The 10,470-nt window shown below is 57.9% G+C and carries 12 protein-coding genes; all 12 read right to left on the bottom strand.

All coding sequences use genetic code 11. The annotated features are described in order from the left end of the window. Window positions 1-275: 275 nt before the first annotated feature. Window positions 276-611 (bottom strand): hypothetical protein, encoded by a 336-nt coding sequence (locus tag SMB34_RS03385; protein ID WP_037987660.1) that lies wholly within the window; start codon window positions 609-611, stop codon window positions 276-278. 26 nt (window positions 612-637) lie between these two features. Further along, entirely contained in the window at window positions 638-1,258 is a 621-nt protein-coding gene (gene ureG, locus SMB34_RS03380) for an urease accessory protein UreG (protein ID WP_007088868.1), read from the bottom strand. Further along, complete coding sequence (locus SMB34_RS03375) at window positions 1,255-1,980, bottom strand: urease accessory protein UreF (protein ID WP_037987659.1); 726 nt, start codon at window positions 1,978-1,980, stop codon at window positions 1,255-1,257. Before SMB34_RS03375 ends, ureG begins: the two co-directional genes overlap by 4 nt. Further along, entirely contained in the window at window positions 1,970-2,563 is a 594-nt protein-coding gene (locus tag SMB34_RS03370; protein WP_037987658.1) for an urease accessory protein UreE, read from the bottom strand. The genes SMB34_RS03375 and SMB34_RS03370 overlap by 11 nt, the downstream gene beginning before the upstream one ends. A gap of 11 nt (window positions 2,564-2,574) precedes the next feature. Further along, complete coding sequence (ureC, locus tag SMB34_RS03365; RefSeq protein ID WP_007088865.1) at window positions 2,575-4,284, bottom strand: urease subunit alpha; 1,710 nt, start codon at window positions 4,282-4,284, stop codon at window positions 2,575-2,577. A gap of 2 nt (window positions 4,285-4,286) precedes the next feature. Continuing rightward, window positions 4,287-4,598, bottom strand: a complete 312-nt coding sequence (locus tag SMB34_RS03360; protein WP_007088864.1) for an urease subunit beta — start codon at window positions 4,596-4,598, stop codon at window positions 4,287-4,289. 16 nt (window positions 4,599-4,614) lie between these two features. Further along, complete coding sequence (locus SMB34_RS03355; RefSeq protein WP_007088863.1) at window positions 4,615-4,917, bottom strand: urease subunit gamma; 303 nt, start codon at window positions 4,915-4,917, stop codon at window positions 4,615-4,617. A gap of 9 nt (window positions 4,918-4,926) precedes the next feature. Beyond that, window positions 4,927-5,793: an urease accessory protein UreD gene (locus SMB34_RS03350; RefSeq protein WP_240478735.1), complete on the bottom strand. Its 867-nt coding sequence runs from the start codon at window positions 5,791-5,793 to the stop codon at window positions 4,927-4,929. Between the two features lie 222 nt (window positions 5,794-6,015). Beyond that, window positions 6,016-6,711: an urea ABC transporter ATP-binding subunit UrtE gene (gene urtE, locus SMB34_RS03345; RefSeq protein ID WP_037987656.1), complete on the bottom strand. Its 696-nt coding sequence runs from the start codon at window positions 6,709-6,711 to the stop codon at window positions 6,016-6,018. Between the two features lie 2 nt (window positions 6,712-6,713). Beyond that, window positions 6,714-7,505: an urea ABC transporter ATP-binding protein UrtD gene (urtD, locus tag SMB34_RS03340; RefSeq protein WP_007088860.1), complete on the bottom strand. Its 792-nt coding sequence runs from the start codon at window positions 7,503-7,505 to the stop codon at window positions 6,714-6,716. Next, window positions 7,502-8,689, bottom strand: coding sequence for an urea ABC transporter permease subunit UrtC (urtC, locus tag SMB34_RS03335; RefSeq protein WP_037987655.1), 1,188 nt, complete (start codon window positions 8,687-8,689; stop codon window positions 7,502-7,504). The genes urtD and urtC overlap by 4 nt, the downstream gene beginning before the upstream one ends. Window positions 8,690-8,692: 3 nt before the next feature. After that, window positions 8,693-10,387: an urea ABC transporter permease subunit UrtB gene (gene urtB / locus SMB34_RS03330; protein ID WP_205618033.1), complete on the bottom strand. Its 1,695-nt coding sequence runs from the start codon at window positions 10,385-10,387 to the stop codon at window positions 8,693-8,695. Window positions 10,388-10,470: the final 83 nt, after the last annotated feature.

Genomic DNA, 10,470 nt, shown 5'->3' with positions numbered 1-10,470 from the left:
CGGGCGTCTGCCATCCTCGCCAACAGACGACCTTCGGGCTCACCCCTCGCTCCGGTCACTTTCGGCAATCGTGGTTTTACCGCAACCGATGGAGCCCGGACACACTTCGGGCGTATGGCCCCCAATGGTCCACCATCGACGGGTCACAGATCACCGCTGCCCGCTGCTGCCATCGCTGCCGCTCCCGGCAAATCTAACGCTCCCTCTCCAACAAGACGCACCTCTCCCGTCATGACAAATGACCGGGTTAGCCCCTTAGTCCTCTGCCTTAGTCCTTAGGCAGAATGCCGCCGTAACGGCTTCGCCATCCGCCGGTCAATACCCTGCGGATCGCCCCACCACCCTGCCTCAATCTTTGCCGCTGCATCCTGAAACCCTCTTTCATCCGGCCCCAAACGCAAAAACCCGCAAGGCACAAGGCCTTGCGGGTTCTGGTCCGGGCGCTTTTGTCCCGTTGATTTTTCTCTTATGCCATAATCAAAAGAACAAATCAAGAACTTTTTGAAAAAAGTTTTATTTGCGATCTGCGCGGGGCTATCACCCGTGATCCACCTTCCGGCCAAATGTTCAGGCCCGGCCATTTTCAGGCCGGGCCCGTGTGCTCCCGTCATCCGGTATTATTGCGTCCTGATCCCCATCAGGACGCGGCGGATTGACGGAGCCCCCCTGTCTCGATGATGAAATTCTTGACGTCTTCAAGGCCATCCATCGCCTTGAGATTGGTAAACAGGAACGGACGGGTGCCGCGCATTTTTCTGGCGTCGCGGTCCATCACCCCCAGATCGGCCCCGACAAGCGGTGCCAGATCGGTTTTGTTGATCACCAGCAAATCGGACCGCGTGATGCCAGGCCCCCCTTTGCGCGGGATTTTGTCGCCCGCCGAAACATCGATGACATAGATGGTGATATCGGCCAGTTCCGGCGAAAATGTCGCCGACAGGTTATCGCCACCCGATTCAATAAAGATCGCCTCAAGCCCCGGATGCTTGGCACTCATATCCTCGACCGCGGCAAGGTTGATCGATGCGTCTTCGCGAATGGCGGTATGCGGGCAGCCCCCCGTTTCAACACCGGCAATGCGGTCCGCGGCCAATGCCCCCGACCGGGTCATGAATTCGGCATCCTCGCGGGTGTAAATATCATTGGTGATCGCGGCGATATTGAACTCGTCGCGCATGGCCTTGCACAGCCGTTCCAGAAGGGCGGTTTTGCCCGAACCAACCGGGCCACCGATACCGATGCGAAGGGGGGAGCTCATGATCTGAAAAGCCTCGTATATTGGGTTTCGTGTTTCATCGACGTCCAGTCAACCATCGGGGCAGCCGCCCCAAGATTGACCGGATCGGTATTCATCGCGGTTTCGGTCGCCATCGCCACCGCCTTATCAAGGGACGCCAGGGTTCGCACGCCATCGGTCTGCCCCAACGGCACCAGACGCACGGCACTCGACACCAGATTGGCCGCCATCGCGTGCAAAAACGCGCTCAGCGCATCGCGCAACGGCACTTCCGCCTCGGCCGCGGCAATACCCACCGCAACCGGATAGGATGGCAGACGATCATCATCGCGCATTCGCTTGGCCCAGTCTGTCAGGATGCCATCGCCCCAGACCTTTTGGGCGGTCGAGACAAAGGCACGCCCCTGCGCCGTTGCCTCCAGCGCCATTTCAGCCGTCCCGCGCCAGCAATCGGCATCCACCCCGATATCAAACAGCGCGTCCAGATCCCCTGCGCGCGCCGCCCGCCATGCGGCACAGAACAGCACCGCATCAATCCGCCCGGCACCGAATTCCAGAACCCCTTCGATCCAGATTGTCAGGCTTTCGGCACAGCCAACCCGGCGATCCTCGACCGCGTATTCGACACCGTGCGAATAGGTATAGGCACCGACCGGGAATGACGGGCTAAGCCATGTCATCAACCGCATCAGGCCACCCGACGTCAGGCTGGCGGGGGAACGGGGATCAAGATCAGTGGTCATGCGGCTCCCCGATGGCGTGAGCGTGGGCGTGCGCATGAGAATGGGAATGCCCGTGAGAATGCGCATGATCATGATTGTGACCGTCATGATCATGCGGTTCTTCGAAATGATCATTGCCGTGGCTGTGACCATGGCCACCGCCGCCCAGCCCGTGATAGGCCCCATTCAGCGGATCAAATGGCGCGACTTCGGCGAAAACAACACCGCCCAATCCCTGCACCATGTCGCGCATGACATGATCATCAATGATGCGAAGCCGCCCGTCTTTCAGGACCTGAAGCGGGGTATGACGGTTGCCGATATGCCATGCCATTTTGGCCGTCGCAATCGGGCCGGAACAGGTGATGGTCAGAACATCTTCGGCAGCCGCCCGCACCACGATCACCCCGCCATCCACCAGACGCAACTTATCCCCATCCCCCAACCGCACCGCATGCGGAAGATCAAGCAGGAACGCATCCCCGGCATCATCCATCAGCCGGATACGCCGCCGGTGACGGTCGGCAAAGGCAAGTGTTACCGTCCCGCGCACTTCGGATGTGTCGGACTGACTGACCGGAATATGTTCAATGGCGCGACGCATGATCCGGGCTCCTAGAACAGGAAGTAACGCTGTGCCATCGGCACGCGGTCAACCGGCTGACAGGTCAGAAGTTCGCCATCGGCACGGACCTGATAGGTTTCCGGATCGACTTCCATTTTCGGCAGGGCATCGTTCAGTTTCATGTCCTTTTTACCGATATTGCGCGTGTTCGAAACCGCCAGAAGCTGCTTTGCCAGACCAAACTCGGCGGCAATCCCGGCATCGATCCCGGCCTGGGACACGAACGAGAAGCTCGATTTCGACAATGCCGAACCATAAGCCCCAAACATCGGACGATAATGAACCGGCTGCGGTGTCGGGATCGAGGCATTCGGATCCCCCATCGCCGCCCCGATGATCATGCCGGCCTTGATGATCATGTCGGGTTTGACGCCAAAGAACATCGGTTTCCAGACCACGATATCGGCGATCTTGCCGACCTCGATTGACCCGACATGCGATGCGATCCCCTGCGCAATCGCTGGGTTGATCGTGTATTTCGCGACATAACGCTTGGCACGAAAATTATCATTCCCCGGCCCGTCTTCCGACAGGTTGCCGCGCTGTTTTTTCATTTTGTCCGCCGTCTGCCAGGTGCGCGAAATCACCTCGCCGACGCGGCCCATGGCCTGACTGTCCGATGAAATGATCGAAAACGCGCCAAGGTCATGCAGGATATCCTCGGCCGCAATGGTTTCGCGGCGAATGCGGCTTTCGGCGAACGCGACATCTTCGGGGATTTTCGGATCAAGGTGATGGCACACCATCAGCATATCAAGATGCTCGTCGATGGTATTGACCGTAAAGGGACGTGTCGGGTTGGTCGAACTTGGCAGAACGTTCGCTTCCCCACACAGCTTGATGATATCGGGCGCATGGCCGCCACCGGCCCCTTCGGTGTGGAAGGTATGAATGGTGCGGCCCTTGAACGATGCGCGGGTATGTTCGACAAAACCACTTTCATTCAGTGTGTCGGTGTGGATCATCACCTGCACGTCAAGGTCATCGGCCACCGACAGGCAGGTATCAATCGCCGCCGGGGTCGTGCCCCAGTCTTCATGCAGTTTAAGCCCACAAACACCGGCTTTGACCTGTTCGATCAATGATCCCGGCAGGGTCGCATTGCCCTTGCCAAAGAAACCGATATTCATCGGCAATCCGTCGGCAGCCTGCAACATGCGGGCAATGTGCCACGGGCCGGGTGTACAGGTGGTGGCGTTCGTGCCCGCCGCCGGGCCGGTCCCGCCGCCCAGCATCGTGGTTACGCCGGAATACAGCGCATCTTCGACCTGCTGTGGGCAAATCCAGTGAATATGGGCGTCAATCCCGCCTGCGGTGATGATGTTGCCTTCACCGGCAATCACCTCGGTTCCCGGACCGATGATGATATCGACACCGGGCTGCACATCGGGGTTCCCGGCCTTGCCGATCCCGGCAATGCGGCCATCGCGAATGCCGATATCGGCCTTGATGATACCGGTATAATCAAGGATCAGCGCGTTGGTGATCACGGTATCGACCGATCCCTCGGCCCGCGATGCCTGCGACTGGCCCATGCCGTCGCGGATGACCTTGCCACCGCCGAATTTGACTTCTTCGCCAAGGATCGTGAAATCCTGTTCGACCTCGATCAGAAGCTCAGTATCGGCCAATCGGACCTTGTCGCCAACGGTCGGGCCAAACATGGCGGCATAGGATGCGCGATCAATTTCATAAGCCATTTTTACGCTCCCAGCTTGCCGTTGATTTTGGCATTAAAGCCATAGACCACACCCGACCCGGCATATTTCACCAGATTGACCTCCCGCGTCTGGCCCGGCTCGAACCGAACGGCGGTTCCGGCCGGGATATCAAGGCGAAAACCACGTGCTGCTTCGCGATCAAAATCTAGGCCCGGATTGGTTTCATAAAAATGATAATGCGATCCGACCTGCACCGGTCGATCCCCGGTATTGGCGACGGTCAGTGTTTTGGTTTCGCGATCCTGATTAAGGATAAGGCTGCCTTCTTTGGTAATGATTTCACCTGGAATCATGGCCTGTTTCCTTTGCCTAGCGGATCGGTTCGTGAACGGTCACAAGCTTCGTCCCGTCGGGAAATGTCGCTTCGACCTGAATTTCGTGGATCATTTCGGCAATGCCATCCATCACCTGATCGCGGGTAATCACGGTCGCCCCGTCGCGCATCAGATCGGCAACCGATTTGCCGTCGCGCGCGCCTTCGACCACAAAATCCGTGATCAGGGCAATGGCTTCGGGATGGTTTAGTTTCACACCGCGTTCAAGGCGGCGTCTCGCCACCATGGCAGCCATTGAAACCAGCAATTTGTCCTTTTCGCGTGGCGTCAGATTCATGCCGTTCTCCTAAATTTCCCATAGACGCGGCAGGCGCGCCGGAAGTCCCCGTGTTTCATGGCGGAACTGTTTCCACCACACGCCGTAAACCCGGCGCAATTTCATCGGATCGCGCGCCATGAAACGCGTGATCACAATCCCCTTCATCGCCGTTGCCGCGCACAGCACATCCGTTTCCGTCAAACCCTCGGATGCCAGCACCTGACAGTCGCGTGCGATATCAAGTTTTTCTTCAGCACCCTGCCCGACCAGAATGGCGGTCGCCGCCGCCCGCGCACCGTCAAACGATGCCGGGTGATCCAGCATGCGCAAAACATCACCTTCCAGATGCAGCGCATCACGCCAGACCGGCCGCCCGTCAATCGAGACATCCCATGCATCACGTGCCAGCCCGGTCGTGAAAACCTCGCCACGCGCAAGGCGGCCAAACACCATAATTTCACCGGCCATCACCTGCCCGGAACCGGTAACGGAAACACTCGTCTTGCGGCGCAGACGCGCCTGATCAAACAGGATGGTTTCATGGGGCAACCATTCCAGCCAGCCGCTATCTTCAGCCACCAGATCAACCGACATCACGCAATCAGGTCCGGCGGAACGGTAAATCTTTTCGGCGGCCTGGGCGGTAAATAGCGCAGATGCCCCTGCCTTGACCCGGCCTTCAAATGCCAGATGATCGCCCCCCACCATGCCACCCGACGTCGTCACCAGAACGGCAGTCACCAGATCCCCGGCAACCGGCCGCGGGAACAGGATTTTCATCGGGTCGCGGTAATAAAGATGATCAAGGGTCGCAAACCCCGCACCCGGCGCGCCCGGCTTGAACGCAACCTCGGCCCGGCCATCGGTGACGATCGGGTTGGAAGCATCTGACATTTGCGGTTCCGCCTTCAAATCGCTGCGAACCGGGTTTTCGAGTTTGCGAAGCTGCACAAAGCCACCTGAATATTTCAGTCGCACAACCGGTTAACCCATGGTCAGACCGGTTGGCCCATCGGCAAGCACAGCAAGATACGGGCCAAACCGCGCCGCCCGCAATCGCGCCACTTGCAGGGCCGTGTCCAATTTCCCCATGCGCAAAATTTTGGCAAATGCTGATCAAACAGTCAGATGGGACCGGACCTTTTCGCGGTCCAAAGTATCCTTTGCCCCCGCCAGCACCACCTCGCCACGTTCGAGCACGACAATCTCGTCGGCCAGTTCATGGGCGAAATCGAAATACTGTTCGACCAGAAGGATCGCCATATCGCCTCGATCCGCCAGCTGTTTGATCACGCGCTGGATATCCTTGATGATCGATGGCTGAATGCCTTCCGTCGGTTCGTCCAGCACAAGAAGCCGCGGGCGTGTCACCAATGCCCGCCCAATGGCAAGCTGCTGCTGCTGCCCGCCCGAAAGATCGCCGCCACGACGGCCCAGCATGTCGCGCAGGACCGGGAACAGTTCAAAAATCTCGTCGGGGATATGACGAAGGGCGCGCGGAAGGGCGGCAAAACCGGTTTCAAGGTTCTCCTTAACGGTCAGAAGCGGGAAAATCTCACGCCCCTGCGGAACAATCGCAATCCCGGACGCCGAACGTCGCCACGCCGGATCGCGCGAAATGTTTTTGCCTTCCCAGGTGATATTGCCATCGGCAATCGGGTGTTGCCCGACAACGGCGCGCATCAGCGATGTTTTCCCCACGCCGTTGCGCCCCAGAACCGCCGTGACCTTGCCGGTTTCAGCACTAAGCGACACTTTGCGAAGCGCATGCGACGCCCCATAAAACAGATCGATATTGGCTACATCCAGCATGATCAGCGCCCCAAATATACTTCGATGACCCGCGGGTCTTTCTGAACATGGTCAAGGCGGCCTTCGGCCAGAACCGATCCTTCGTGCAGGACCGTCACCTTGCAATCAAGGTCGCGGACAAATTCCATGTCATGTTCGACAACCACAACCGACCGGTCCGTTGCAATGGATCGCAGCAATTTCGCGGTCTGTTCGGTTTCGGAATCCGTCATGCCGGCAACCGGTTCATCCACCAGAAGCAATTCCGGCTCCTGCATTAGCAACATGCCAATCTCAAGCCACTGTTTTTGCCCGTGCGACAGGTTGGCTGCCGTCTCGCCCCGCTTGTCGGTCAGCATGATGGTTTCAAGCGTCTGTTCGATGCGGCGTTTTTCGTCATTGCCCAAGCGATGGAAAAGCGCCTGAAACACCCCCCGCCCGCCCGAACAGGCCAGCAGCAGATTGTCAAACACCGTATGGCTTTCAAACACGGTCGGCTTCTGGAACTTGCGTCCAATGCCAAGGTTTGCGATCTCGGCCTCGTCCAGTTTGGTCAGGTCGACTTCGCTTCGGAACATCACATCTCCGGTATCAGGCCGGGTTTTACCGGTGATGATATCCATCATCGTCGTCTTGCCCGCCCCGTTCGGGCCGATAATCGCGCGAAGTTCACCCGGCTCGACATAAAAGGACAGGCTATTGAGTGCACGGAACCCGTCAAAGGTGACGGAAACGCCATCGACATAAAGGATGGTGTTGGCTTGGGCCGCCTTGCGTTCGGCCTGCTCGATCATGATTTCGGCTGCCTCGCTCATGCCTTGCCTCCTTCGTTTGCGCGCCCGTTCAGGAAACGCTTGCGCAGGGTGCTAAACGCCGATTGCCGGTCGGGTGACCCAAATGCCGGGACCGCACCGATCACACCCTTTGGCAGGAACAGGGTCACGGCGATGAACAACCCGCCCAGGAAGAACAGCCAGAAATCAGGCATCACGCCGGTAAAGAAGGTCTTGGCATAGTTCACGATGAAGGCCCCCAGGACCGCACCATACAGCGTGCCACGCCCGCCAACCGCAACCCAGATAACGATTTCAATCGACAGGGCCGGGGCAAATTCACCCGGATTGATGATGCCGACCTGCGGCACATAAAGCGATCCGGCAATCCCGGCCATCACAGCCGATACGGTAAAGACGAACAGTTTGTAATATTCGACCCGGTAACCGGTAAACCGCACGCGCGCCTCGGCATCGCGGATCGCGATCAAAACCTTGCCCAGACGCGAATTGGTAATGCAGCGCGCAACGACGTAACAGATGCCCAGCATCACACAGGATACAATGAACAGGGTCGCCCGCGTTCCATCGGCCTGCAACGAGAATCCAAGAATATCCTTGAAATCGGTCAGGCCATTATTGCCGCCAAAGCCCATGTCGTTGCGGAAAAATGCCAGCAACAGCGCATAGGTCATCGCCTGTGTGATGATCGAAAGATACACACCGGTCACCCGGGACCGGAAGGCAAGGAAGCCAAACACAAACGCCAGAAGCCCCGGCACGAACATCGCCATCACGATGGCGAACCAGAACATGTCAAAGCCGTACCAGTACCACGGCAATTCGGTCCAGTTCAGGAACACCATGAAATCGGGCAATTCCGGGTTGCCATAAACCCCGCGATCCCCGATCTGGCGCATCAGATACATGCCCATGGCATAACCGCCAAGTGCGAAAAACGCCCCGTGACCAAGGCTTAGAATCCCGCAGAACCCCCAGATCAGATCAACCGAAAGGGCCAGCAAAGCGTAGCAAAGGTACTTGCCAAGCAGGCTCATCATCCAGGTTGGAACATGAAAGGCCGATCCTTCGGGCACGATCAGATTGCCAACCGGGATCAGAACCGATGCCGCAATCAGGATCGCAAGCAGGATCATTCCGCCGCGATCACGCAACAGCCAGCCGATCACCGGCGTCATTTGGTATTTCGTGCGATAGTCGGTCATATATCAGGCCTCCACCGCGCGACCCTTAAGGGCAAACAGCCCCTTGGGTCGTTTCTGGATGAACAGGATCAGCGCAATCAGAACAAAGATTTTCGCCAGCACCGCACCGGCCACCGGTTCAAGGAACTTGTTCACAATGCCAAGACTGAATGCGCCAAGGACCGTGCCCCAAAGGTTGCCAACCCCGCCAAACACCACGACCATGAAACTGTCGATGATGTAGGTCTGGCCAAGGTTCGGACTGACGTTTGAAATCTGGCTAAGCGCGACACCGGCAATGCCCGCAATGCCGGAGCCAAGCCCGAATGTCAGCGCATCGACATAACCGGTGCGGATGCCAACCGATCCCGCCATGCGGCGGTTCTGGGTGACAGCACGCATTTGCAGGCCAAAGGCGGTATAGCGCAGCACAATCGCGATCCCGCCGACTACAATCAGACTGAACAGAATGATCCAAAGCCGGTTGTAGGTCAGCACCAGACCGCTTGACAGCTCAAGCGCGCCACTCATGAAATCGGGTGCCATGACCTGCTGGTTGGTGGCACCAAAGATGCTGCGAATTGCCTGCTGCAAGACAAGGCTCACCCCCCATGTCGCCAGAAGCGTTTCAAGCGGACGCCCATACAGGAAGCGGATGACACAGCGTTCGATCACAATGCCAACCAGCCCCGCGACAACAAATGCCGCAGGCACCGCAATCGCCAACGACCAGGGCGAACCCGACGGGAAGACAGATGAAAAAATCTGCTGCACAACAAAGGTGGTATAGGCACCGATCATGATCATTTCGCCGTGCGCCATATTGATCACACCCATCACACCAAAGGTGATGGCAAGGCCAACCGCGGCAAGTAACAGGACAGAACCAAGGCTGATGCCGCGATAGACATCGCCCAGCGTCTGCCACATCGAAAGCCGCCCCTCGACATCGGCAAGGGCGTCTTTGGCCGCTGCAACGACTTCGGGCTGATAGCCTTCGACTTCGGCACTGGCAACGAATTGCGACAATACCGCACGGATTTGCGGTGTGGTTTCGCTTGCCAGCACTTCGATGGCCGTCAGGCGTTCCTCGGTGGTTTCACCAGCCGCCAGCGCCATGGTTGCCCGTGCAAGCTCCATCCGCGCCAAAAGTGTCGCATCTTCTTCACGTTCGATCGCGCGGATCAGCAATGGCAACATCGACGGATCGCGGGCATCCATGACCTGTTCAACGGCAGCGGTACGGATACCGATATCCTGACTAAACAGGTTAAGGGCCGCCAACGCATCGCGCAGCGCACCGCGCAAACGGTTGTTGATCTTGATCTTGTCGAGTTCCTTGGAACTGCTTTCGCCCACCACATCACCGCTGACGACATCGATATGGTTCCAGACCTTGCCCTTTTTCTCACCAATCACGACATGCTCGTCGCTGGCACGCACAAACAGATTGCCTTCAAGCATCGCATTCAGGATCGGCGCCACACGAGGGTCGCCATCGGCCGCCATGGCCTCGATTGCGGCAAGCTTTTTGGTCGAACTTTTATCGTTCAGCTGTTCCGTTACATTGCGCAGTTCTTCGTCGCTAAATGCGTGTGCTGGCTGCGGAAATGCCAGCGTCATAACCGCGCAAATTGCGGCAACAGCAAACAGAGCGGACAGGGAATTTTTTGCGCGGAAACAGAAACGGCACAGGACAGCGGTCATGACAATACGCATGGTCACCAAGCCTTTGAAAATCGGATGTCAGAAAATCGCAAAAAGAATGGTTGCCCGATGATCAGGACAACGAAAAACAGGCT

The sequence above is a fragment of the Thalassospira permensis NBRC 106175 genome, from assembly GCF_000714555.1.
Taxonomy (GTDB): domain Bacteria; phylum Pseudomonadota; class Alphaproteobacteria; order Rhodospirillales; family Thalassospiraceae; genus Thalassospira; species Thalassospira xiamenensis.
This window is presented reverse-complemented; position numbering and strand designations above follow the sequence as displayed.

Coding starts and splice junctions, on each gene's coding strand:
- SMB34_RS03385 (WP_037987660.1), bottom strand. CDS start 611: ATGACGGGAGCACACGGGCCCGGCCTGAAAATGGCCGGGCCTGAACAT.
- ureG (WP_007088868.1), bottom strand. CDS start 1,258: ATGAGCTCCCCCCTTCGCATCGGTATCGGTGGCCCGGTTGGTTCGGGC.
- SMB34_RS03375 (WP_037987659.1), bottom strand. CDS start 1,980: ATGACCACTGATCTTGATCCCCGTTCCCCCGCCAGCCTGACGTCGGGT.
- SMB34_RS03370 (WP_037987658.1), bottom strand. CDS start 2,563: ATGCGTCGCGCCATTGAACATATTCCGGTCAGTCAGTCCGACACATCC.
- ureC (WP_007088865.1), bottom strand. CDS start 4,284: ATGGCTTATGAAATTGATCGCGCATCCTATGCCGCCATGTTTGGCCCG.
- SMB34_RS03360 (WP_007088864.1), bottom strand. CDS start 4,598: ATGATTCCAGGTGAAATCATTACCAAAGAAGGCAGCCTTATCCTTAAT.
- SMB34_RS03355 (WP_007088863.1), bottom strand. CDS start 4,917: ATGAATCTGACGCCACGCGAAAAGGACAAATTGCTGGTTTCAATGGCT.
- SMB34_RS03350 (WP_240478735.1), bottom strand. CDS start 5,793: ATGTCAGATGCTTCCAACCCGATCGTCACCGATGGCCGGGCCGAGGTT.
- urtE (WP_037987656.1), bottom strand. CDS start 6,711: ATGCTGGATGTAGCCAATATCGATCTGTTTTATGGGGCGTCGCATGCG.
- urtD (WP_007088860.1), bottom strand. CDS start 7,505: ATGAGCGAGGCAGCCGAAATCATGATCGAGCAGGCCGAACGCAAGGCG.
- urtC (WP_037987655.1), bottom strand. CDS start 8,689: ATGACCGACTATCGCACGAAATACCAAATGACGCCGGTGATCGGCTGG.
- urtB (WP_205618033.1), bottom strand. CDS start 10,387: ATGCGTATTGTCATGACCGCTGTCCTGTGCCGTTTCTGTTTCCGCGCA.